This is a genomic window from Bradyrhizobium sp. (genome assembly GCF_049691595.1).
Lineage (GTDB): Bacteria > Pseudomonadota > Alphaproteobacteria > Rhizobiales > Xanthobacteraceae > Bradyrhizobium.
In genome coordinates this window covers 1-23,594 of the sequence record NZ_JBAVNZ010000174.1, presented here as the reverse complement: position 1 = coordinate 23,594, position 23,594 = coordinate 1, and the positions used below count along the sequence as shown (strand labels likewise).

The window sequence follows — 23,594 nt, the reverse complement described above, 5'->3', positions numbered from 1 at the left end:
AAACGCCGGCCTGCCGAAAATTACGAAGTCAGATCGTCGATAAGTCGTTGCGGACGCGCGAAGGCCTCGAGCTGTTCCTTGTCGTCGATGACGATCTCACGGCCGCGGATCCGCACGCCATGTTCGGTCAACAGCGCCAGGCTGCGGGACAAATTCTCCCGCGTGGTGCCGATATGCGAGGCCAGCGTGCCGCGATCGAACGGGATCAGGATATTTCCCTGCGAAGTATCCTTGTGCGCCTCCGTCAGAATCCAGTTGGCAAGGCGCTCGACGCTTGAGCGGGCCATATTGCCCTTGAGCTTCTTGACCGACGATCGATAGGCCAGCGCAAGCTCCCGCGCCACGACGCGGGCGAATGCAACGTCCTGGTCGAAAACCTCGCGGACGCGGCGCGCTGGAATCAGCAGCACACGGGATTCTGCCAGAGTGCGCGCGGAGTTCAGATAGGGCTGGTCGCTGACCACGGCCGCAAGGATGAAGGTGGAAACCGGGTTGATCAGGGATATCCCCCATTCTGCGCCGGCCTGTTCGGTATAGATCTCGACCAGGCCATCGACCAGGACGTGCAGGAAGTCCGCGGGCCCGCCTTCATGGATCAAGGTTACGCGGGTCGGAAATTGCTGCAGCAGCGCCGCGTCGAGCAGGCGCTCAAGGCTCTCCGCCTTCATTTCGGAAAACAGCGATAAACTCTTCAGCTGGACTAGTTCGTGTGCGCGCAATGACTTGCCCTGTACTTTCGCTGACGACTGATTGTGATATTAGTTAAATGATTGCGTAACAAACAGCAATCGGATGTGGCCCACCGGATATTCTGCACCGCAATATTTTGCACAATAAGCTGGCCGCGGCCGGTCAGTTGATCCAGCGCAAATCAAGTTCGTCCGGACTTGGTGATCTGTCTCCCGTCGAAGCAGTTTCTCGGGGGATTCGATATGGACGCCGCAGACTCAAGCACCGCACATCAAGGCCGGGCACTCTGGCTTTCGACCATTGCTTTCACGATCTGCTTTGCAGTCTGGACGATCTTCTCGATCATCGGCATCCAGATCAGGAAGGAACTCGGGCTCAACGATACCGAATTCGGCCTGCTGATCGGTACGCCGATCCTGAGCGGATCGCTCATCCGCCTGATGCTCGGCATCTGGACCGATCAATATGGCGGGCGACGGGTCTACACCGTCGTGATGCTCGCCGCGGCAGCTGCGACATATCTGCTGACCTGGGCGCACACCTATCCCGAATTCCTGGTCGCAGCCCTCTTTGTCGGCATTGCTGGCGGTTCGTTCGCCGTCGGCATCGCCTACGTCTCGCGGTTCTATCCGACCGGCAAGCAGGGAACCGCGCTCGGCATCTTTGGCGCGGGCAATGTCGGCGCTGCCGTGACCAAGTTCCTCGCGCCGTTCGTGCTGGTGGCCTATGGCTGGCAGGGCGTCGCCCAGATATGGGCCCTCGCCATTGCCGCGATGGGGATCATCTTCTGGATTTTCTCCGACGAAGATCCGGTGGTGCGTGCGAGGCGTGCGAAGAACGAGAGGCCCAATAGCGCATGGCTTGAGCTCGAGCCACTGAAGAACGTCCAGGTCTGGCGCTTTGCCCTGTATTATTTCTTCGTGTTCGGCGCCTTTGTCGCGTTGTCGCTGTGGTTGCCGCAATACCTGATCAAGGTCTACGGCGTCGATATCAAGACCGCCGGCATGACGGCAGCGATGTTTTCACTTCCTGCCAGTGTATTCCGGGCCTATGGCGGCCATCTTTCGGATCGCTACGGCGCACGCCGCGTCATGTACTGGACGTTCCTGGTCGGGGTGGTGACTACCTTCCTTCTGTCCTATCCGCCAACCGACTATCTGGTGAAGACGGTCAACGGGACCGTCGGCTTCCATCTGGAAATGGGCCTGGTGCCGTTCACGGTGATCGTGTTCGTGCTTGGCTTCTTCATGGCGCTCGGCAAGGCGGCTGTCTACAAGCACATTCCGGTCTACTATCCGAACCACGTCGGCGCCGTCGGCGGGCTGGTCGGGATGATTGGCGGCCTCGGCGGTTTCGTGCTGCCGATCGCGTTCGGCGCGCTCGTTGACCTGACCGGCCTCTGGACCAGCTGCTTCATGCTGCTGTTCCTGCTGGTGACCGGCGCCTTGGTCTGGATGCACGTTTCGATCCGGCAAATGGAGCGCGGCGTCGTCGGCGAGGCGCTGAAGAAGCTCCCTGAACTTCCCGAAATGGAGGAGATTCACAAGCCCGAGCATGTTGGCGCGCTGTCCGGCGCCGTGCTGACCGACTGGCGTCCGGAGGACCGGACGTTCTGGGAGACATCGGGACGCGCTATCGCGCGGCGCAACCTCTGGATATCGATCCCGGCATTGCTGCTGTCATTCGCGATCTGGCAGGTCTGGTCGGTGGTGGTGGCAAAGCTGCCCTCGGTCGGCTTCAAGTTCACGACGGCCGAGCTGTTCTGGCTGGCAGCGTTGCCCGGCATCTCCGGCGCGGTGTTGCGCATCTTCTATTCCTTCATGGTGCCGATCTTCGGCGGGCGGCTGTGGACCACGCTCGCAACCTGGTCGCTGATGATCCCCGCCGTCGGCATCGGCTATGCCGTGCAGACGCCATCGACGCCGTATCCGGTGTTTCTGGCGCTGGCGCTGTTGTGCGGATTCGGCGGCGGCAACTTTGCTTCCTCGATGGCCAACATCTCCTTCTTCTTCCCGCGCGCGGAGAAAGGCAACGCGCTCGCGCTCAACGCCGGCCTCGGCAATCTCGGGGTCAGCGTCGTGCAGTTCGTCGTTCCGATCGTGATTACCGTCGGCGTGTTCGGCTGGTTCGGCGGCGATCCGGCGATGGTGACGAGCGGAACGCAGCCGACGCCGCTCTGGCTGCAGAACGCGGGCTTCATCTGGGTGCCGTTCATCGCCGCCAGCGCGTTCGCGGCGTGGTTCGGCATGAACGACATCGCCTCCGCCAAGGCGTCGTTCGCCGACCAGGCGGTGATTTTCCAGCGCAAGCACAACTGGATCATGTGCTGGCTCTACACCGGGACCTTCGGCTCATTCATCGGCTACTCCGCGGGTTTTCCGCTGCTGACGAAAACCCAGTTCCCGGCCATCGACGCCCTGCAGTTTGTCTTTATCGGGCCCCTGGTCGGAGCGCTGTCGCGCTCGGCCACGGGGTGGATTTCCGACAAATGGGGCGGCGGGCGCGTCACCCTGGGCGTGTTCGCGCTGATGATGGCCGGCGTGCTCGGGATTCTCTACTTCCTCGGCATCAAGGATCAACCCGGCGCGTTCTGGGGCTTCTTCGCGATGTTCCTGGTGCTGTTCTTCGCCACCGGCGTCGGCAACGCTTCGACCTTCCAGATGATCCCGAACATCATGCGCAAGGAGATGGAGCGACTGATGCCGGGCGCCGACGCCACGACGCGGCTGCGCCAGGCCGAGAAGGAATCGGCTGCGATCACCGGCTTCACCTCGGCGATCGCCGCGTTCGGCGCGTTCTTCATTCCGAAATCCTACGGAACCTCGATCGAACTCACCGGCGGCGTGCAGGCGGCGCTGTGGGGATTCTTCATCTTCTACGTCACCTGCGTCCTCATCACCTGGGCTGTCTACACCCGCAAGGGCGGACTGCTTCATGACGTCGAGCGCCGCGGCGGCATCTCGCCGGCGCCCCAGCCCGCCGAATAAGGAGAGTAGTGATGAGCCATTTTCTGGACAGGCTGTCGTTCTTCACGCGCGCCAGCGCGGAATTCGCCGACGGCCATGGTGTGATGACGACCGAGGACCGCTCCTGGGAGGACGGATACCGCAAGCGCTGGCAGCATGACAAGACAGTGCGGTCGACGCACGGCGTGAACTGCACCGGCTCCTGCTCCTGGAAAGTCTACGTCAAGGGCGGCATCGTCACCTGGGAAACCCAGCAGACCGACTATCCGCGCACGCGCCCGGAGCTTCCCAATCACGAACCGCGCGGTTGCGCGCGCGGCGCCAGCTATAGCTGGTACCTCTATTCCGGCAACCGCGTGAAATATCCGCTGGTGCGCTCGCGATTGCTGAAACTCTGGCGCGAGGCGCGGGTGCTGATGACGCCGGTGGCGGCGTGGAAGTCGATCGTCGAGGATCCGAGCAAGCGTGCATCCTATGTGCAGAAGCGTGGTCTCGGCGGCTTCGTTCGCGCCAGCTGGGCGGAGGTCAACGAGATCGTTGCCTCGGCGAACGCCCATACCGCCAAGACCTATGGCCCGGACCGCGTGTTCGGGTTCTCGCCGATCCCGGCGATGTCGATGGTGAGCTACGCGGCCGGCGCACGCTATCTGTCGCTGCTCGGCGGCGTCTGCATGTCGTTCTATGACTGGTACTGCGACTTGCCGCCGGCGTCGCCGCAGACCTGGGGCGAGCAGACCGACGTGCCGGAAAGCGCCGATTGGTACAATTCCGGTTTTCTCATTCTGTGGGGATCGAACGTCCCGCAGACGCGCACGCCCGATGCGCATTTCTATACCGAGGTTCGTTACAAGGGCGCCAAGAGCGTCGTGATCAGCCCGGATTATTCGGAAGCGTCGAAGTTCGCCGATCTCTGGGTGTCGCCGAAGCAGGGCACCGATGCCGCGTTGGCGATGGCGATGGGCCACGTCATCCTGAAAGAGTTCCACGTCGATCGTCAGACCAGATATTTCAACGATTATACGCGCCAGTACACGGATATGCCATTTCTGGTGCGGCTGGTGAAATCCGAAGGCCGGCTCGTGCCTGAGCGGTTCGTGCGCGCCTCGGATTTCGCCACGTCGCTCGATGAAGCCAACAATCCTGAGTGGAAGACCGTGGCCTATGACGAGGCAACCGGCGAGATCGTCGTGCCGCGCGGCTCGGTCGGCTTCCGCTGGGGCGAGAAGGGCAAATGGAACCTGGAGGAGCGGGAGTCCAAAAGCCGCGACACCAGGCTTCGTCTTTCGCTCGCCGATGTCAGGGACGAACTGGCCGAGGTCGCATTCCCGTATTTCGGCAACCGCGAGCACGACCATTTCCTCGGAACCGACCACCCGGACGTCCTGATGCGCAAGGTGCCGGCCAAGCGCATCACGCTCCGGGACGGCGAGGCGCTGGTGGCATCCGTCTATGATCTGTTCGTCGCCAATTACGGCGTCGATCGCGGCTTCGGTGGCGAACATCTCGGCAAGAGCTACGACGATGTCGAGCCCTACACGCCGGCCTGGGCGGAAAAGATCACGGGCGTGCCGCGCAACCAGATCATCACGGTGGCGCGCGAGTTCGCGCGCAATGCCGAGAAGACCGGCGGGCGCTCGATGGTCATCGTCGGCGCCGGGTTGAACCACTGGTACCACATGGACATGAACTACCGCGGCATCATCAACATGCTGGTGATGTGCGGTTGCGTCGGGCAATCCGGCGGCGGCTGGTCGCATTATGTCGGCCAGGAAAAGCTGCGGCCGCAGTCCGGCTGGGCGCCGCTGGCCTTTGCGCTCGACTGGGGACGTCCGCCGCGGCAGATGAACTCGACGTCGGCTTTCTACGCCCACACCGACCAGTGGCGCTATGAGACGCTCGACATCAAGGAGATTTTGTCGCCGACCGCACCGACCGGCCCGTGGGACGGCGCGCTGATCGACTACAATGCGCGCGCCGAGCGGATGGGCTGGCTGCCTTCCGCACCGCAACTGCAGATAAACCCCCTTGAGGTTTCAAAACTCGCCGCGGCTTCGGGTATGGAAGCCAGGGACTATGTCGCCAAATCCCTGAAGTCGGGCGAGCTGAAGCTATCATGCGAGGATCCCGACAACCCGAAGAACTGGCCGCGCAACCTGTTCGTCTGGCGCTCCAACCTGCTGGGCGCGTCCGGCAAGGGTCACGAGTATTTCCTCAAGCATCTGCTCGGCACCAAGCACGGCGTAATGGGCAAGGACCTCGGCGAGGACGGCAGGAAGAAGCCGGCCGAGGTGAAGTGGCACGACGAGGCTCCGGAGGGAAAGCTCGACCTCCTGGTCACGCTCGACTTCCGGATGTCCACGACCTGCATGTATTCGGACATCGTGCTGCCGACCGCGACCTGGTACGAGAAGGACGATCTCAATACTTCCGACATGCACCCGTTCATCCATCCATTGTCGGCGGCGATCGATCCGGTCTGGGAATCGCGCAGCGACTGGGACATCTACAAAGGGATCGCCGAGGCCTTTTCGAAGGTCGCGCCGGAGGTGCTCGGCGTCGAGAAGGACATCGTTCTCACCCCGATCATGCACGACAGCGCGGGCGAGATTGCCCAGCCCTTCGACGTGAAGGACTGGAAGAAGGGCGAGATTGATCCAGTCCCCGGCAAGACCATGCCGGCGGTCACCGTCGTCGAGCGCGACTATCCAAACCTCCACAAGCGCTTCACCTCGCTCGGCCCGCTGATGAGCAGGCTCGGCAACGGCGGCAAGGGCATCAGCTGGAACACCGAACATGAAGTCGATCTGCTGAAGAGGCTCAACGGCATCGTGACCGAGGAGGGGGCCACCAAGGGTCTAGCCCGCATCGATAGTGCCATCGATGCCTGCGAAGTCATCCTCAGTCTTGCGCCGGAAACCAACGGCGAGGTCGCGGTCAAGGCCTGGGCGTCGCTCGAAGGCTTCACCGGGAGAAACCACACCCATCTGGCGATCCCCAAGGAAGACGAGAAGATCCGGTTCCGCGACGTGGTGGCGCAGCCGCGCAAGATCATCTCTTCCCCGATCTGGTCGGGACTGGAGTCCGAAAAGGTCTGCTACAATGCCGGTTACACCAACGTCCACGAATTGATCCCCTGGCGCACGCTGACCGGCCGTCAGCAGCTCTATCAGGATCATCTATGGATGCGCGCCTTCGGCGAGGGGTTTTGCGTCTATCGGCCGCCGATCGACACCAAAACGGTGAAGCCGGTTATCGACCGCAAGCCGAACGGCAACGCCTCGGTGGTGTTGAACTTCATCACGCCGCATCAGAAGTGGGGCATTCACTCGACCTATACCGACAATCTGCTGATGCTGACGCTGTCGCGCGGCGGACCGATCGTGTGGATCAGCGAGATCGACGCCAGGGGCGCGGGCATCGCCGATAACGACTGGATCGAGGCCTTCAACGCCAACGGTGCGCTGGTGGCGCGTGCGGTGGTCTCACAGCGCGTCAAGCAGGGCATGTGCATGATGTATCATGCGCAGGAGAAGATCGTGAACGTGCCGGGCTCCGAGCAGACCGGCCAGCGCGGCGGCATCCACAATTCCGTCACCCGGGTCATCCTGAAGCCGACGCATATGATCGGCGGCTATGCGCAGCAAGCTTACGGTTTCAACTATTACGGCACGGTCGGCGCCAACCGCGACGAATTCGTCATCGTTCGCAAGATGTCGAAAATTGACTGGCTGGATACGCCGACCGCCGAGCAACCCGGCAACCCGCGCCTGGAGGCCGCAGAATGAAAATCCGCGCTCAAATCGCGATGGTGCTGAACCTCGACAAGTGCATCGGGTGTCACACCTGCAGCGTCACCTGCAAGAACGTGTGGACCAGCCGCGAAGGCATGGAATACGCATGGTTCAACAATGTCGAGACCAAGCCCGGCATCGGCTATCCGAAGGACTGGGAAAACCAGGCGCGCTGGAAGGGCGGCTGGAAGCGCAAGCGCAATGGTTCGATCGAGCCGCGGATCGGCGGCAAGTGGCGGGTGCTGGCGAATATCTTCGCCAATCCGGACCTGCCGGAAATCGACGACTATTACGAGCCGTTCACGTTCGACTATCAGCATCTGCAGCAGGCACCGGAAATGTCGGCGATGCCGACGGCACGCCCGCGTTCCCTGATCTCGGGCGAACGCATGGAAAAGATCGAGTGGGGACCCAATTGGGAGGAAATCCTCGGCGGCGAGTTCGCCAAGCGGTCGAAGGACTACAATTTCGAGGGCGTGCAGAGGGACATCTACGGCCAGTTCGAAAACACCTTCATGATGTATCTGCCGCGGCTTTGCGAACATTGCCTCAATCCGGCCTGCGTCGCGGCGTGCCCCTCGGGCGCCATCTACAAGCGCGAAGAAGACGGCATCGTCCTGATCGATCAGGACAAGTGCCGCGGCTGGCGGATGTGCGTCTCCGGCTGTCCATATAAGAAGATTTACTACAACTGGTCGTCGGGCAAGTCGGAGAAGTGCATCTTCTGCTATCCGCGCATTGAGGCCGGCCAGCCCACGGTATGTTCCGAAACCTGTGTCGGCCGCATCCGTTATCTTGGCGTGGTGCTCTACGACGCCGACCGGATCGCGGAAGCGGCGAGCAAGCCCGATGAGCGTGATCTCTATCAGGCCCAGCTCGACGTCTTCCTCGATCCGAACGATTCCGCGGTGATCGCCGAAGCCGAAAGGCAGGGTATCCCGCACGCCTGGCTCGATGCGGCAAGATGCTCGCCGATCTGGAAGATGGCGATGGAGTGGAAGGTCGCATTTCCGCTTCATCCTGAATACCGCACCTTGCCGATGGTCTGGTATGTGCCGCCGCTGTCGCCGATCACGTCGGCAGCGTCGGCCGGCAAGATCGGGTTCGACGGCGAAATGCCTGACGTCAAGTCGCTGCGCATCCCGATGAAGTATCTCGCCAACCTCCTGACGGCGGGCGACGAGAGGCCGGTCACGCTGGCGCTGGAGCGGATGTTGGCGATGCGCGGCTACATGCGGGCGAAAACCATCGACGGCGTCGTCGACGAAGCGATTGCCCGCCGGGTTGGCCTCAAGCCTGCGCAGATCGACGAGATGTACCAGATCATGGCCATTGCCAATTACGAAGACCGCTTCGTGATCCCGACCGCGCACCGCGAAATCGGCGCCGACGCCTACGACCTGCGCGGCTCCTGCGGCTTCAGCTTCGGCAATGGCTGCTCCGGCGGCGAAACCGAGACCAACCTGTTCGGTTCGCCGCGCAAGGCCAAAAACCCCATGGAGATCGCGTGATGAGAACCTTCAAGGTCTTATCGGCTCTCCTGAGCTATCCGACCGAAGCGCTGATCGATGCCGTACCCGAGTTTCTGGCGGTGCTCGACGCTGAAAGGCTGGTGCCTGCGGCGCGCCGCGGGGCCGTCGATGGGCTGATCGAGGAAATTGCGGTCGGCGATCTCTATGATCTGCAGGAACGCTACGGCCTGTTGTTTGACCGCAGCAAGACGCTGGCTCTGCATCTGTTCGAGCACGTCCACGGCGAAAGCCGCGACCGCGGCCAGGCCATGGTCGATCTGAAGGCGATGTACGAAAATGCCGGGCTCGTGATCGCGGCCAACGAGTTGCCGGACTATGTGCCGTTGTTTCTCGAATTCCTTTCGACGCGACCGTTGGCGGAAGCACGCGAACTGCTCGGACAGACCGCGCATATTCTCGCGGCGTTGGCCGAGCGGCTTGGCCGGCGGCAATCGAACTACGGGGCGGTGTTCGATGCGCTGGTGGCGATCGCCTCGGAAGCGCCCCGGCGCGATATCGTGGACGAATTGCTGAAGAGCCCGGATACCGACCCGATGGATCTGGTGGCGCTCGATGCCGCCTGGGAAGAGGAAGAGGTGCGGTTCGGTCCAGGCGCGCAGGGACAGGGCGCCTGCGGGCACGAAGGCCTGATCGCAAAACTTCGTCACGCCAGGCGCGCGGTCGATCCCGCGCCATCTCCGCTGCGGTGAGGAGCGACGTCATGCAAACGCTGAATTCAATCGTGTTCGGCTGGTATCCCTACCTCTGCCTGACGGTGTTCCTGTTTGGCAGCCTGTTCCGCTTCGATCGCGAGCAATACACTTGGCGAACCGGATCGAGCCAGTTGTTGCGGCGTCGGCAGTTGATGTGGGGCTCCAACCTGTTCCATATCGGCATCCTCTTCATCTTCCTCGGCCATATCGTCGGCCTGCTGACGCCGATCTGGGTGTTCGACATGCTGGGTGTCTCGCACAGCTTCAAGCAGATGCTCGCGATCGTCGCCGGCGGCATTGCCGGCCTGATGTGCCTGGTCGGAATTTTCCTGCTGACGCATCGGCGGCTGTTCGATCGGCGCATCCGCGTCAACTCCTCGTTCGGCGACACCGCGATCCTGCTCATCCTGTTCGCGCAATTGCTGCTGGGACTCGCGACGATTCCGGTATCACTGGGTCATCTCGACGGGCATGAAATGGTGAAGTTCATGGGTTGGGCCCAAGGCATCCTGACGCTGCAGCCCGGCATCGCCGCTGACATTCTGGATGTGCATCCGATCTTCAAGGCGCATCTGGTGCTGGGCATGACGATCTTCCTGGTGTTCCCGTTTACCCGGCTGGTTCACGTCTGGAGCGCGCCGGTCTGGTATCTCGGCCGCCGCGGCTATCAGGTGGTGCGCAGCCGGGACGGTCGTGCGGCCCGTCCGCTTCAGCCTGCGGAGTAGATCATGGATTGCTCGGTCACCAACGCGCTGCCGAAACCGAAGACCATCAGCGTCAACGGCGCGGTGATTGCGCGCGAAGTCATTGCCCGCGAGGTGCAGAACCATCCGGCGGAAAAGCCGGTCCTCGCCTGGCACGCCGCGGCGCGGGCGCTGGTGGTGCGCGAACTGCTGTTGCAGGAGTCGAGGCGGCTCGGCATCGAAGCCGAGCCGTTGCGCGATCCGGAAGGACGCTCCGAGACGCCGGAAGAAGCGGCGATGCGGGTGTTGATCGAGCGCGAAGTCGTCACGCCCGCGCCCGACGAGGCCGCGTGTCTGCGGTTCTACCAACAGAACCGCGAGCGGTTCCGCTGTGGCGATCTCTACGAGGCCGCCCATATCCTGATCGCGGCTCCGCGTAGCGATATGACCGCGCGGACCAGGGCGCGGGCGACAGCCGATAGGATCCTGTCGGCCGCCCGGGATGATCCCGGTCTGTTCGCCGAACTCGCGCGCAGCCAGTCCGACTGCAAGACCTCGGCGGAGAATGGCGGCCGCCTCGGCCAGTTGACGCGCGGTCAGACCGTGCGCGAATTCGAGGCTGCGCTGCAACGCATGCGGCCCGGCGAATTCGCGATTGCGGAAACGCGCTATGGCTTTCACGTGGTCCGGCTCGACCACCATGCGCCCGGACAGGTGCTTCCCTTCGAACTCGCCCGCGAGCGCATCGCCGATTACCTCGCGACCGGCGTCCAGCATCGCGCGCTGGCGCAGTATGTCTCGGTCCTGGCCTGCCGCGCCGAAATCACCGGCATCACGCTGGCGGCTTCAGCGTCGCCGCTCGTGCAATAGGAGAGGCGCCATGCAGCTTGGCGAGATCATCCGCGGCTTCAGCGAGGAAGCTCCCGCCAACGAGGCGCTGCTCGCCTGCAACGACATCGTGCTGTTTGGCCGGGTCGGCGAAGCCGCCGGCCGCTATGGCGAGACGACAGGCGAATACGCGGCCGGCGCGGTGCGGCGTTTTTCCGGTCTTGCCGTGAGCGAGGACTGGCTCGGGCTGATGAATGTGATCGAGCGCGCCGCCGATCCCGGGATCGAATGCCTGATCTACATGGTCAGGTGGTCGCTGAGGCAGGACCAGGCACCGCCGGCGCCCGCGCATGAGGGTTGCACCTGCGCAGGCAACGGAGGCTGCTCTTGAATCGCGAGCGCAACCAGGACGACGCTCGGGCGGAGCCGCGTGGTCTTGTCAGGGTCGGCATTCTCGTGATCTCCGACCGCGCCAGCCGCGGCGAATATGACGACGAGAGCGGCAAGGCGATCAACAGGTTTTTGAACAAGACAGTCCAATCGAACTGGCTCGCAGTGATGAAGATCGTTCCTGACGGAATCGACAGCGTCGCAAAGGCACTGGTGGAAATGTCGGACGGGGAAGACTGCGATCTCGTCCTGACCACGGGCGGCACCGGGCCGTCGCCGCGTGATTTGACGCCGGAGGGAACGCGGATGGTGATCACGCGGGAATTGGAAGGGTTTGGTGAGTTGATGCGCCGCGTCAGCCTGGAGCAGGTGCCGACCGCCATTCTCTCGCGCCAGACCGCCGGAACGCGCGGACGTTGCCTGATCGTCAATCTGCCGGGACGTCCGGCGGCGATCGATGTCTGTCTGAACGCCGTCTTCCCGGCGATTCCATATTGTCTCGATCTGATAGGCGCCCGTCCAATTGTGGTGAACCCCGAGGTCTGTGACGCATTCCGCCCTGGCGCATGAGCTTTCGCCCGGCGGCGCCGAGCCGGTCGCAGCGATCGCCGGTGTCATGCGGCATCAAGCCGTCGGGGATTGCGTCGCCACGTCGGCGGCCTCGATCCGCGCGCGTAGCCGCCTGACATCGCCAATCGCGGCGCGATCGAGCATCAGATTGCGTGCAAGGTGCAGGGCCTTCGTTTCACAGGCGGATCGGATTTTCGGATTCGCGATCGATTCAAGATCCTCGACATGCGCGAGACCGAGAATGCGGCGTACCATCTTCGCGCCGGCAAAGCCGACGCTGTCCGCCAAGATCCGCGCCATGGTAGCCCGCCGATAGGTCTCGAGCGCCTCGATGCCGGCCGGATCGGTAAAAAGTTCGGCCACAAATGCGTCACCGGTCGCGGATTTGCGCCAGAGCGCGAGGAACTTGGTCTCGAACCCGGTCCAGACCGCCTCGATGGTGTCGAGCAGCCAGCATCGGTAGGCGGCAATCGCGTCCGCTTCGCCGGGGTGGCCGGTCTGCGCGAGATAGCTGAGCATGAGATTGGCGAGAACCGCGCCGACATCAAAGCCGATCGGACCGAAGAACGCGAATTCGGGGTCGATGACGCGCGTGTCGGCTTCCGTCACCATCACCGAACCGGTGTGGAGATCGCCGTGCAGCATCGCTTCGCCACGCGTCAGGAACGCCCATTTGAGCTCCTGCACCGCGACCTTCAGCGCGGCATCGGCGCGAAACGTGGCCGCGAGCCCGTCAAGCTCGGGCGAGGTCCAGCGATTGAGGGGAGCTGCTCGATAGGGGTCGGTGAAGATCAGGTCTTCGCTGATCTTGCACAGCGCCGTGTTGTGGCATAGCAGCGCCTGCGCGGCCTTCTTGGCATCGGCCGCCATGGCGAGATCGGACGTGCGGAACAGCATTTCGGCCAGGAAGGTCGACAGATGATCTGCCAGCCGGGGATACTTCACCCGCCGGATCAAGCCTTTGCGCAAGATGATGTGCGGCGAAAGATAGGCCATCAGGATGGCGGCCTGTTCGGCTTCGAAGTGATACAGTTTCGGGACATGCATCGGCACAAGAGCTGCCTGGGTCTTCAGCGCCTCGTGTTCAAAATGCGCGCGATCGAGCGGCAGCGGCCAGCTCTCGCCGACGAGGCGCACATAAGGCAGCGCCTGCTTCACGACCACGCCGGCCACGCCGGAGGTTACGATGAAGACGAGGTTGAGATTGCCGTCGCCGACCTCCCGGATCTCCCAATCGGCCGGATCACCCGTCAAAAGTTCAAGGCATGCCGGAACTCCGGAGACCAGGGCGCGCAGGCTTGCCGCGACGAGCGGCGCGTAGCCAGTGCCGCCGACGAAGCGGCCAACGGTCGGCAGATCCGTCATCAATGCGTTGCCTGTTTCGACGCAACTATCGCGCGCGGCACATCGCCGACGCCGTCAAGATCGGGCGCCTGGCCATAGCCCATGCGTTTGATCTGCTCATGCACCTGCGCCATCTCGGCCTCGCTGAGGCGCGGCGGCTCGCCGATCGCCAGCGCGTGAACATACATCTTCGCAAGCGTTTCCACCTCCACCGCAAGCCAGAGGGCCTTTTCAAATGTCTGCGCCGTCACGATCAGGCCGTGATGGCCGAGCAAGCAGGCATTGCGGCCCTCAAGCGCCCTGACGGCGTGGTCCGATAGCGCCTGTGTGCCAAAACAGGCATAGGGCGCGCAACGGATATCGTTGCCACCCGCAACCGCGACCATGTAGTGAAAGCAGGGGATGGCGCGCTCGTGCACCGCGAGGGTTGTGCTGAAGGTGGAGTGGGCGTGGAGCACGACGTTCACGTCGTCCCGCGCCTTCAGAATGTCGCGATGAAAGCGCCATTCGGACGAAGGGCGACGGTTGCCCTGGTAATTCGCGGCAAAATCCATCGCCACGATATCCTCCGCCTGCATGTGCTCGTAGGGCAGGCTGGTCGGCGTGATCAGCATGCCGCCGGGAATCCGGTGCGAGAGATTGCCGGATGTACCCTGGTTGAGGCCGTTTCGGTTCATCTCCCGGCAGGTATCGACAATGCCGTGGCGAAGATCGGCATGGTTACCGTCTGTCATGGTGCTTGCTCCGAAATGGCGATCCAGGATCGATAGGCGGCGGAAAGGGCGGGGCGATCCAGCCCGGCCTCGTCGAGTGGCGTGACGGCTTCAAGCGCCACGCTCGAAACCGGAAGCGTGCGCGCGAATCTCCGCCAGAGCAACGCCGCGCCGAGCGCCGTTCCGTCGCGAGATTGGCTCACCGAGACGCCCTGGGACGGCCGCAAGGCCGCAAGAGCGCGCGCGAAGGGCAAATTGGCGGCAAAGCCGCCGTCGATGATGACGCGTTTCGAGCTGTCAAGCACGTCCAGGCAGCGGTTTGCGCTGAACGCCGCGTAGAGGACCGCCAGCGCCTGCCATTCGGCGGGAGTCTCGGGCGCGGGACCGATGATCCGCCCGCGATGAGCGGCACCGGGGAACAAGCCGTCGTCCCCGACAAAGGATGGCAGCGCCAGGGTCCCGCGTGCGACAAGGCTCGGCAACGCGGCAAGGACATCGGCATCGCTCGCACCTCCTTCCCGGCAGATCAGGTGGTATTCGCGGCCGGTCATGGTCAACGTCGAGGGCACGTTCTCGCCATCGACATCGATATTGAGCACCATCGCGCGGGTTGCGTCGAGCTTGCCCGGGTCGAAGTCGCGCTGAAAGCCAATCATCCAGGTGCCGGTTGACAGGATCGAGGCATCGGCCATGCCGGCGGCCTTGTAGCGGAACAGGTTGGCGCTCGAATCATGCACGCCACAGAGAACTTCGGTCGATCGCGCAAGGCCGGTGCGCTTGACCACCGCTTCCGAAACCCTACCCAGCATTGCCCCGGCGGGGGCGCGTTGCGGCAGAAGCCGGGCCCAGCCGCGTTCACGCATGACGGACGAAGGTTGATGGCGGGCCGAATCCCAGATATGGCCCTGGGCTGCGAGCTGCGAGATTTCACTTGCCGCACGGCCGCCGAGCCGCATGGCGAAAAATTGCGCCGTGGTCAGATAGCTTTTTGCGCGGGCAAATTCGGCGGGAAAAGCGCTTTGCTGCCAGAGCAATTGCTTGGCGAGCCGCATTGCGCCGGTGCCGATACTGCAAAACACCTCGCGATACGCGGGCGCCATGCGGGCATAGGCTTCATCGATCGCAGGCGGACAGACCGCCTCATAGTCCATCATCGGCAGGACGGGCTTGTCCTCATCGACGAGAACGGCGCCGCATCCATGCGCCGCCGCAATCACCGCGCCGATCGAATGGCGTTGCGATACTTTGGCGAGAGCGTCGAGGAACCATTGCTCCAGCCCGGCCAGATCATAGGCAAGGTAGGGGCCTGAAATGCTCGCTTCATTGGGGATCGACTGCGTTTCAAGCGGCCAGCCGTCTTCGCTCGCCACCAGCAGTTTCAGATTGGTCTTGCCAATGTCGAGAACTGCGATCCGGGCAGGTTCTGCGGGCTGCGTCATCGCTGTCTACCATACCGCCTTGCCGCGCAGATGAGGAACCGCGGCGACGGCGATCAGGATTCCACCCCAGATCGCCAGCGTGAGAAACTGGCTGAGATTGAGCAGGTTGAAGGCCGACGAGATCACCTGCAGGATGACCAGCGCCAGCATCAGCCCGCCGACCTTGCCGAAGCCGCCAAAGGGATCGACGCCGCCGAGAACCGCCGCCAGAATGGTGACGAGCAGATAGCTCTCACCATAGGCGGCGTTGGCCGAATTGAACCGTGCCAGCATCACCACGGCTGCGACCGCGGCGAGCAGGCTCGAGAGCACATAGAGCCTGAGAAGGATGGCGCGGGTATCAACGCCGGAGTAGCGGGTCGCCTTCTCGTTTGATCCGATCATGTAGACCTTGGCCCCGAACGGCGTCGCGTTCAGCATGATCGCGACCGGCAAGGCACAAAGCGCAAGCACGATCAGCGCAAAGGGCACGCCGAAAACGGTTCCATTGCCAATGAAAACGATGGGATCCGGAAATCCGGAGATGACATTGCCACGGGTCAGGCCGATCGCGAGGCCCTTGCAGAGAGTCATGGTGCCGAGCGTTGCCAGGATCGGTGAAACGCCGAGATAGGCGATGACGAACCCGTTGACGAGGCCGACCGACGCAGCAACGGCAAACCCCGATGCGATCGCCAGCACCTGCCAGCCGACCCAGGCCATGCCCTCGCTGCCCGGAACATAGCGCGCCAGCACGAAGGCGATGGTCAATCCGGCCAGGTTGGCGGTGGCGATGATCGAAAGGTTGAGCCCGCCAGACAGCAGGGCCAGCATCATCGCAAGCGAGAGGATGCCAAGTTCCGGCATCTGGAAGGCCATGGATTGCAGGGTGTTGACGGAGAAGAACCGATCGCCGATCGCAATCGAAAACACCGCCCAGAGTGCCAGCAGCAGCAGGGTGAGTGTGGCAATCGGGCCGCTGCCGACCAGACGGGCGATCCGTGCATGAAGGGAGAGGACGGGCGCCTCGCTCATGGGCGCGCCCCCCGGGCCCGCCGCTTGCGCTGCGACCAGGCCGTCACTGAAACCGAGACGAGAATGACGAGCCCGACAAAAAGCGGCGACCAATAGGAGGAAACGCCGAGCAGAATGAGCCCATTTTGCAATATGGCGAGCAATGCGAGGCCCAGAAACGTGCCCAGAACGGTGCCGACGCCACCCATCAGGCTGGCGCCGCCGAGCACGACGGCTGCGACCACATCAAGCTCCTTGCCCACCAGCACGGTCGGCGCGACCGACTGTGCGAGCTGCGCCTGAACAAGCGAGGCGATGCCCGCCATGACGCCCATATAGCAATAGACCAGCATGTTGAGGCCGAAAATGTGGAAGCCGAGCCGCTGCGCGGCATCGGCATTGCCGCCCAAGGCGTAGATCTGCCGACCGATATTGGTGCGGTTGAGCAGCAGCCAGGTGACGAGAAAGCAGGCCGCGAGCGCGAGAATCTGCAGGTTGATTCCGTAGGAGGAATCCTTTCCCCATTCGAACTCGAACCAGAATATCCCCGTCGCGAACCAATCGGGCAACGAATAGATGTATTTGCCGCCGGTGAAGAAAATCAGCAGCCCATAGAAGACATTGAGGGTTGCGACCGAGACGATGATCGACGGAATTCTAAGTTTCTGGATCAGGGTCGCGTTGACGGCGCCAAGCGCGCCGCCGATACCGACCGCGATGGCAAAGACGCTGACCCAGTTCGCGCCATAGGCGTTCGCCACGGCAAGCGCCACGTATTGTGCCACCGATGCCGTCGCGGTGAAGGAGATGTCGATACCGCCGGCGATCAGCACCACGAGCAGTCCGAGCGCGAGAATGCCCACGAACGCATAGGATGTCAGCAGGTCAAAAAGGTTCTGCACCGTCAGGAACTGGGCGCTCGCCACGCCGAGGCCAGCGCAGAGCACAAGGATGACGATCAGCAACCAGAATTCATGGCTGCGCCGAAACCTTCCGAATGAAGCGAGCAGCGATTCAGGCATTGATCGCCCGTCGAAGCGCATCTTCGGAGGTGTTTTCGGCCGGCACGTCAACGGTCAAACGGCCCTCGCGCATCACCAGCACGCGATGGCTGTGATAAAGCACCTCGGGTATTTCGTCAGAAATCATCAGCACCGCGACGCCCTCGCGGGCCAGCCGCTGGATGATCTCGTAAATCCCGTCCTTTGCGCTGATGTCGACGCCGACCGTCGGGCTGTCGAGGATCAGCACACGCGGGTTTGTCGCCATCCATTTGGCGAGAACCACCCGCTGCTGATTGCCGCCGGAGAGCGTTTTCACCGGGTTTTCGGGATTCGAGACCTTGATTCCGAGCTCAGCGATCCATCGCGCAACATGGGCTTGCCGCGCGCGCGCGCCGATCAGCCCGAATGCGCCGGCGAGGCGCTCCAGCATGGTCAGCATGATGTTCGCCGTGATCGACTGATCCAGGATGAGACCAAGCGTAAGCCTGTCCTCGGAAACATAGGCGATGCCCAGTTGAATCGCCTCCGCATTTGTGTTCAGCGCGATCCGTCGGCCCTCGAGCGCGATCGTGCCTCGATCGGGCGGATTCATGCCGAACAGCGACAATGCGAGCTCGGTTCGTCCCGAACCCAGCAATCCCGTGAGGCCCACGACCTCTCCGGCGCGCAATTGAAAGCTCACATCGTGATAATCGCCTTCCCGGCCAAGGCCCTCGACTTCGAGCACAACCGGGCTTGCGGCGAGATCGCGCGCCTGCACCTGATAGTCGAAAGCCTTCCCTGTCATCAGGTGGCTGAGTTTGCGGCCGTCGATCGTCTCCGCGGCGAAGGTGCCGACCTTCGCGCCGTCCCGCAGCACCGTCACGCGCTCGGCGATCTCAAGCACCTCGTCCAGCCGGTGGCTCACGAATACGATGCAGATGCCGGCGCGTTTCAGCTCGCTGACGAGCTTGATCAGGGCATCGACTTCGTGGCGGGTCAGCGACGCCGTCGGCTCATCCATGATCAGGAGCCTGGCATCGGCTGCGAGCGCACGGCAGATCGCCACGAGCTGGCGTCCGGCGATGCTGAGATCGGAGACCTTCGCTTCCGGATCGAGTTCAACACCAACCTTTGCCATCGCGGCCATGGCAGTCGCGCGCATCGCGGGCCGGTCAACCGCGCGGAAGCCGCCGAGATGGTGTCCGATCGCGATGTTCTCGGCGACATTGAGGTTGGGGAACAGCGAAAGATCCTGGTAGATAACCTGAATACCGCAATGCGTGGAGCGGACCGGGTTCAGTTTTGGGTATTCCCTGCCGGAAATGGCGATCCGACCGCCGCGTTCCGGCGTCTCGACGCCGGAAATGATCTTGATCAGCGTCGACTTGCCGGAGCCGTTTTCCCCGACAAGGCAATGCACCTCGCCGACCTCCAGCGTCAGATCGACGTCGCGAAGCGCATGCACGCCGCCGAAACGCTTCGAAATGCCGGACATCTCCAGGAAAGTCGCCAAGGGTTCGTCCTGCGATGGGACCGTAGTGTCGAGCAATCGCTGCGATCCGCGCCGCATGCCTGACCAGGAAGCTCAGGCATGCGGCTTGAGGAGGCGGCTCGGGCTGGGTGTGATCCTAGAGCCCTCCGGCGATCAGCCCGTCGATGGTCTCCTTGTTGATCCGCATGATCTTGTCGACCTTGATCTGCTTGCCGGCGACATCGACCGCAGCCTTGCCGAGGCCGGGAACCTCGACGCCATCCGTGATCGGCTTGCCGTCGAGCACGAGCTTGGCGACCGCGACCATCGCGTAACCTGCATCGGTAGGGTTCCACAGAAAACCCTCGCGGATGATATCGTCCGCGATCAGCGTTTTCGCCTGGCTCGGCAGCACGGTGCCCACCACGGCGATCTTCTTGGCGAGGCGTTGCTGACGCACCGCGTTGCCGGCGCCGATCGGCCCGTTCGAGCCGAAGCCGAGAATGCCGCGCAGGTTCGGATAGGCCTTGATCACGTCAAGCGTCGTGCGCTGGCTGGTGTCGATCTCGTCGGCGCCGGGGAAACGGTCGGCGACGAGTTTCATCTTCGGGAAATTCTTCTGCTGATAGGCGATCGCGGCGTCCGCCCACTTGTTGTGAAGCGGTGTCGTCAACGTCCCGACATAAACCACGTATTCGCCCTCGCCACCGAGATCCTTCGCCAGCCGCTCCATCTGCACTTCGCCGAAGCGAACGGAGTCGATCAATTCGACGTTCCAGTCGCGACCCTCCTGTTCCGGCCCTTCATGCGTGATGACCTTGATGCCGGCTGCCTGGGCGCGCTTGAGCACCGGCTCGCACACCTTCACGTCGAGCGGCACCAGGCCGATCACGTTGACCTTCTTGGCAATCAGGTCTTCAAGCAGCTTGACCTGCTGTGCCGGATCGACGTTGGCCGGGCCAACCATCGTGGCATTGATGCTGAAATCCTTCGCGCCTTTCAGGATCCCCTTTTCAAGGGCGTTGAACCAGGGAATGCCCGCGATCTTCACGACCGTGACCATCTCCGGCTTGGCCTGCGCGAGAGCGAGGCCCGGAAAGCCGGCACCGGCCATCGCAGCGGCGCTACCAATCAGTTTGAGCGTTTCGCGTCTATCCATTGTTCCCTCCCAGGAAGCCACTTTGGGCGCCGTTCGCTTGACCCGGCACATGCCGGGCGAGCTATCGGTTTCCATTTTGATTTTCGGCAGAACATTTTCGCGCTAGCAGAGCAGAAACCTTGCTTCGAGATTAGAGACCAATGCGCCGGAAGGAGTCAAGCAACCGGCATTCTGGTTGCCCGGCACGCACCGCACCGCTGAGGGAGCGCGGAAAATCGCCAGCATATTCAGTATTTTCAATCGACGCTTGTCGATGTGGCGTGTCGCCGCTCCCTTGGCTCAAGGTCAATGAGATGATCGCACAACGGATGATTGGACGAAGGATCCAGTTACGCCGTCAAGCGCCCGGATTTGGTCTGGTGTCGGCGCCATTGCGCCGGCGCGCGTGCAAGTGAGCGCGCCCGCGATGGTGGCGAAGCGCAGCGCCGCATGCAGGCGTTCACGGTCCAATGTCGCGATGGCGCCGCGATCCAAAACGCCTTCTGAATGCATCTGCGCCAAAAACGCCGCCAAAAAGGCGTCCCCGGCGCCGATCGTATCGACGACATCGATCTTTGGAGCCGGGCAGGCGACAAGGGCGCCATTGTGAAAGGCCGCGGCTCCGGCGGCTCCGCGCGTCAGAAGCACGATGCGACCGTCCTGCGCCCATCGCAGCCCGACCGCCTCAGGCGTTTGGCCGGGGTACAACCATGCGAGATCCTCCTCGCTTGCCTTTACCACGGAGACGAGAGCAACTCTCTCTTCGACAAGCGCAGCGGCTTTTGCGCGCGGCGGCAACAGCCGTGCTCGGATATTGATATCGAAGCTGCAGGAAATCCGCCCCTCTGCTTCACGCAGGGCCGCCGCCACAGCCTCGCCCCATACGCCGCAGATCGCCGAGAAGGACGAGACGTGGAGATGCCCGGCCTTCGCCAGCCAGTCACCGGCAAGATCGGGTGGCGCGTGGGCGGTTTCCGCGAGATAGATATTGTAGCGTGCCTGGCCGCCCGCGGTCCCCCGTTCGATGAACGACAATGGGCTCGGACGCGGATCGCGCCCGACCAGCGCGACGTCGACGCCAAGGCGCGCCAGCGCGTCGAACATCAGCTGTCCCGGCTCGTCGTTCGAAAGACGGCCGACAAAGGCAACGGGTGCTTCGAAGCGGGCGAGGGCAAGTGCGACATTGTAGCACGAGCCGCCGGGTACCGGTCTTAGCAATCCGTCGTCGACCGGAAGCAGATCGACCAGCGCTTCCCCCATCGAAAAGATGCGCGGTTGCGGGGATTTCACGGCAGGGCCTCGAGCGCGCGACGTTGCTCGTGCATTTTGAGAAACACGCGATAATCGCGATCGAATCGCATGCGCGCGTCCGGGTTCGCGTAACTTTTGCGACTGCCGCGTTGCATCGCAGCGCAGGCTTGCATCAGGTCGGGATATAGCCCGGCCGCCGTCGCGGCAACCATCGCCGTGCCGAGCAGCATGGTGTCCTCGGCCAGGGGCACTTCGAGCGCACAGCCGGTCGCATCAGCATAGAGCTCCATGAGCAATGGATTTTTCACGTGGCCGCCGCTGACGTGAAGCGTATCGATCGTAAAGCCGCGTTCGTTCAGGGCATCGAGGATGTGGCGAATGCCGAGAGCGATCGCGACCGACGTTCGCCAGTAGAGCTTGCAGAGACCGTCGAACGAGGCATCGAGGGTGAGGCCGCTGATGACGCCCCGCGCGTGCGGGTCGCCGAGCGGCGAGCGGTTGCCGTGAAAGTCCGGAAGAACATGCAGACGATCGGCAAAATCGAGCCCCTCTGCCATGCGAAGCTGCTGGACTCGCGCAATCACGCGTGCATGCATCGCGGCATCGGGTTCTCCGCCGGCGCCATGGTTGCGAATGACATGGTCGAGCAGCGCGCCGGTTACGGACTGACCGCCCTCATTGACCCACAAGCCCGGAAGCACGACGCCAAAATAGGGACCCCAGATGCCGGGAGTCGGCCGCTCGGTCGGCGAAAGCGACATCACGCAACTCGACGTTCCCCCGATCAGGCTGAGGTGGCGCTCAATCCCCGACCGGTCGCCGGCGAGCCCGCCCAACACTGCGACGGTCCCCGCATGGGCGTCGATCACGCCGACGCCGACGCGGCAGGAGGTGGTCAACCCGAGTTCGCGCGCGGCTTGTTGGGTCAGCGCGCCGAGATCCTTGCCGATCGGGCTCGCACGTTCCGGCAGTTGGCCACGATCGATCATGTCGGAAATGCCGACAGCCGCAAAGAAATCCCGGCGCCAGCCTTGCTCCAAATGGCCGAGGAAGGCCCATTTGCAGGTGAGCGTGCATTGCGACCTTTCGCGTGAACCCGAAGCCTTCCAGGTCAGGAAGTCCGCAAGATCGAAGAAATGGCCGGCTGCCTGCCATGTCGCGGGCATATGGCGCTTCAGCCACATCAGCTTCGGCGTCTCCATCTCCGGCGACATCACCCCGCCGATGAAATCGAGTACGGCATGGCCCGAGCGCGTGCATTCGTCGGCTTCCGCGAGCGCGCGATGATCGAGCCATACGATGGTGTCCCATCGGGCTTCGCCGCCCGGCGAAACCGGGAGCGGCCGTCCGAGGCGGTCGCGGACGACGAGGGAGCAAGTGGCATCGAAACTGATTCCGGCAATGCTCGCCGGATCGGCGGATGCGGCTTTCAGCGCGCCACGCATGGCGGCGCAGACCGCATTCCAGATCTGCTCGGAATCGTGCTCGGCAAAATCGCTGGCCGGCCGGTTCATCGCGATCGGCTGTTCATGACGACCGAGCAGTCTTCCATCGGCGCCAAGGATGCCGGCACGCGCGCTGCCCGTCCCGACGTCCACCGCCGCAACCAGCCGATCCATCACGAACGCCCCCGCAGGTCGATCGAGGTTTCATTTCCCCGCGGTCCGTCCGACAACCCATCAATCAGCGAGGCAAGCTCCCGCATATCATCGAAGATAGCGGCCGGCGCCAGTGGCGCCAATGTCGCGCGCAGCCTGGCGCCCTCCGCATGGCTGCCGCCGACAAAGGCGAACGCCGTCATTCCAGCGGCTTGTGCGGCCGCGATTCCGGCCGGGCTGTCCTCGATCACGACGCAATCCCCTGGTTCAACATTCAAGGCCCGCGCCGCGTGCAGGAAGAGATCGGGCGCGGGCTTGCCGTTCGCAACCATTGTAGCGCTGAAAATATTGGCGTCGAAGCGTTGTTTCAAGCCGGCTATGTCGAGCGACAGGCGAATGCGCTCGGGTTGGCTCGACGATGCGACGCAGAACGGAATATCGAGCGCGTCGAGCGTGTCGGCGACATGGGGGATCGGCTTCAGTTGTCGTCGAAACCGGTCGTAGAGCCTTTCGCGCATG

At 63.0% G+C, this 23,594-nt stretch carries 19 protein-coding genes; 8 read left to right on the top strand and 11 right to left on the bottom strand.

Going from position 1 to position 23,594, the window contains the following annotated elements; genetic code table 11:
• Positions 1-20 precede the first annotated feature (20 nt).
• Complete coding sequence (locus WCE35_RS07880) at positions 21-719, bottom strand: helix-turn-helix domain-containing protein (protein ID WP_424592787.1); 699 nt, start codon at positions 717-719, stop codon at positions 21-23.
• Between the two features lie 213 nt (positions 720-932).
• On the opposite strand from WCE35_RS07880, the gene WCE35_RS07875 reads away from it, so the two are divergent.
• From WCE35_RS07875 to mog, 8 genes are read left to right on the top strand one after another with little or no spacing between them, the layout of a single operon-like run.
• The gene (locus WCE35_RS07875; RefSeq protein ID WP_424592786.1) at positions 933-3,677 is read left to right on the top strand and encodes a nitrate/nitrite transporter; all 2,745 of its coding nucleotides are present in this window, start codon (positions 933-935) and stop codon (positions 3,675-3,677) included.
• Between the two features lie 11 nt (positions 3,678-3,688).
• Positions 3,689-7,441 (top strand): nitrate reductase subunit alpha, encoded by a 3,753-nt coding sequence (locus WCE35_RS07870; RefSeq protein WP_424592785.1) that lies wholly within the window; start codon positions 3,689-3,691, stop codon positions 7,439-7,441.
• Positions 7,438-8,958 (top strand): nitrate reductase subunit beta, encoded by a 1,521-nt coding sequence (gene narH, locus WCE35_RS07865; protein ID WP_424592784.1) that lies wholly within the window; start codon positions 7,438-7,440, stop codon positions 8,956-8,958. The genes WCE35_RS07870 and narH overlap by 4 nt, the downstream gene beginning before the upstream one ends.
• On the top strand, positions 8,958-9,668 hold the full coding sequence (gene narJ, locus WCE35_RS07860) for a nitrate reductase molybdenum cofactor assembly chaperone (RefSeq protein ID WP_424592783.1): 711 nt from the start codon (positions 8,958-8,960) through the stop codon (positions 9,666-9,668). The genes narH and narJ overlap by 1 nt, the downstream gene beginning before the upstream one ends.
• Positions 9,669-9,679: 11 nt before the next feature.
• The gene (narI, locus tag WCE35_RS07855) at positions 9,680-10,396 is read left to right on the top strand and encodes a respiratory nitrate reductase subunit gamma (protein WP_424592782.1); all 717 of its coding nucleotides are present in this window, start codon (positions 9,680-9,682) and stop codon (positions 10,394-10,396) included.
• A gap of 3 nt (positions 10,397-10,399) precedes the next feature.
• Positions 10,400-11,224 (top strand): peptidylprolyl isomerase, encoded by an 825-nt coding sequence (locus tag WCE35_RS07850; RefSeq protein WP_424592781.1) that lies wholly within the window; start codon positions 10,400-10,402, stop codon positions 11,222-11,224.
• A 10-nt stretch (positions 11,225-11,234) separates the two neighbouring features.
• Entirely contained in the window at positions 11,235-11,573 is a 339-nt protein-coding gene (locus WCE35_RS07845) for a hypothetical protein (RefSeq protein WP_424592780.1), read from the top strand.
• On the top strand, positions 11,570-12,142 hold the full coding sequence (mog, locus tag WCE35_RS07840) for a molybdopterin adenylyltransferase (protein ID WP_424592779.1): 573 nt from the start codon (positions 11,570-11,572) through the stop codon (positions 12,140-12,142). Before WCE35_RS07845 ends, mog begins: the two co-directional genes overlap by 4 nt.
• Before the next feature lie 54 nt (positions 12,143-12,196).
• Here mog and mtnK read toward each other — a convergent pair whose 3' ends face one another.
• From mtnK to WCE35_RS07790, 10 genes are all read right to left on the bottom strand, one after another.
• The gene (gene mtnK, locus WCE35_RS07835) at positions 12,197-13,507 is read right to left on the bottom strand and encodes an S-methyl-5-thioribose kinase (RefSeq protein WP_424592778.1); all 1,311 of its coding nucleotides are present in this window, start codon (positions 13,505-13,507) and stop codon (positions 12,197-12,199) included.
• Positions 13,507-14,220, bottom strand: a complete 714-nt coding sequence (locus tag WCE35_RS07830) for a class II aldolase/adducin family protein (RefSeq protein ID WP_424592777.1) — start codon at positions 14,218-14,220, stop codon at positions 13,507-13,509. The genes mtnK and WCE35_RS07830 overlap by 1 nt, the downstream gene beginning before the upstream one ends.
• On the bottom strand, positions 14,217-15,638 hold the full coding sequence (locus WCE35_RS07825) for an FGGY-family carbohydrate kinase (RefSeq protein ID WP_424592776.1): 1,422 nt from the start codon (positions 15,636-15,638) through the stop codon (positions 14,217-14,219). Before WCE35_RS07825 ends, WCE35_RS07830 begins: the two co-directional genes overlap by 4 nt.
• 6 nt (positions 15,639-15,644) lie before the next feature.
• The gene (locus tag WCE35_RS07820; protein WP_424592775.1) at positions 15,645-16,652 is read right to left on the bottom strand and encodes an ABC transporter permease; all 1,008 of its coding nucleotides are present in this window, start codon (positions 16,650-16,652) and stop codon (positions 15,645-15,647) included.
• Positions 16,649-17,653: an ABC transporter permease gene (locus WCE35_RS07815; RefSeq protein WP_424592774.1), complete on the bottom strand. Its 1,005-nt coding sequence runs from the start codon at positions 17,651-17,653 to the stop codon at positions 16,649-16,651. The genes WCE35_RS07820 and WCE35_RS07815 overlap by 4 nt, the downstream gene beginning before the upstream one ends.
• On the bottom strand, positions 17,646-19,130 hold the full coding sequence (locus WCE35_RS07810; RefSeq protein WP_424592773.1) for a sugar ABC transporter ATP-binding protein: 1,485 nt from the start codon (positions 19,128-19,130) through the stop codon (positions 17,646-17,648). Before WCE35_RS07810 ends, WCE35_RS07815 begins: the two co-directional genes overlap by 8 nt.
• Before the next feature lie 115 nt (positions 19,131-19,245).
• Positions 19,246-20,247, bottom strand: coding sequence for an autoinducer 2 ABC transporter substrate-binding protein (locus WCE35_RS07805; protein WP_424592772.1), 1,002 nt, complete (start codon positions 20,245-20,247; stop codon positions 19,246-19,248).
• A gap of 285 nt (positions 20,248-20,532) precedes the next feature.
• Positions 20,533-21,486, bottom strand: a complete 954-nt coding sequence (locus WCE35_RS07800) for a carbohydrate kinase family protein (RefSeq protein WP_424592798.1) — start codon at positions 21,484-21,486, stop codon at positions 20,533-20,535.
• A 26-nt stretch (positions 21,487-21,512) separates the two neighbouring features.
• Positions 21,513-23,096: an FGGY-family carbohydrate kinase gene (locus WCE35_RS07795; RefSeq protein ID WP_424592771.1), complete on the bottom strand. Its 1,584-nt coding sequence runs from the start codon at positions 23,094-23,096 to the stop codon at positions 21,513-21,515.
• Positions 23,096-23,594 (bottom strand): HAD-IA family hydrolase (locus WCE35_RS07790; RefSeq protein ID WP_424592770.1); only part of this gene is annotated, 499 nt, incomplete at its 5' end. The genes WCE35_RS07795 and WCE35_RS07790, both read right to left, overlap by 1 nt.